This window comes from Oleiphilus sp. HI0067, from assembly GCF_001635735.1.
The window spans coordinates 1-877 of the sequence record NZ_LWFI01001547.1; the positions used below are offsets into that span (position 1 = coordinate 1).

Sequence of the window (877 nt, forward strand, 5' to 3'; positions counted from 1 at the left end):
TCTACTGCTTATTATTTAAAGCTTAGGTATATGTCGGCATATCACAAGGAAACTGCAGGAATATTCCATTACATAATGCTAGGATTCGCGTCTTTCTCCCCTCCCAACAAAATCGACACTACTTGAATGAACGCCATTAAACTGAGTGCAGCAGAATTAGCACCATTGCTAATAGACCGAATACAGCAGCAGCCATATTGCCAACGTATCCTTCATGGCCGTGGCAAAAAATACGCAGGTTATGAATATGTAAATATCGAATGGTATCCGCCTTTTCTTTTCGTACAGAATTTCAACGACACTCTGAGCGACGATCTAAATCACGCGTTAAAGATAGTTTTTGAGGAAGTCTCATCCATCGATGCTGTGCTGATTCAATCCAGAGAATGGCCAGACTTCGTCACGCAAAGTTTGTTTAGTCGTAAAGAAGTAGAGCTTCCCCTGATCTATAAGGCTCCATTAAGCGAAGACCTTCACTGTGAAATCAAGTTTGGTACTAATCTCAACACGGGAACATTTTTAGATATGCGTGTTGGTTGACAATGGATAGAAAAAAATAGCGAGAACAAACGCGTACTGAACTTGTTCTCATACACATGCGTGTTTTCACTCTTTGCGCTTTCTGGCGGCGCAACATGGGTCGACAACGTCGACATGGCGGCCAATGTGCTGAAAATCGGGCAACGCAATCATCAATCAAACAAGCTGCATGATGGTAAAAGTGCCTTTATTAAACGGGATATTCTTAAATCACAATCTTGGTTTAAGTCTCGCGAACCCTATGACTTAATTGTTCTTGACCCACCACCCTATCAAAAGAAAGCCTTTCGGGGCTGGCAAGACTATCTAAAGCTATTGCGCTACGCACAGCATGGTT

The 877-nt window shown here is 42.4% G+C and carries 1 pseudogene; it reads left to right on the plus strand.

Features of this window, described 5'->3' with window-relative positions:
- Window positions 1-126 precede the first annotated feature (126 nt).
- Window positions 127-877, plus strand: a pseudogene (locus tag A3739_RS31075) (class I SAM-dependent methyltransferase); the annotation flags it as partial.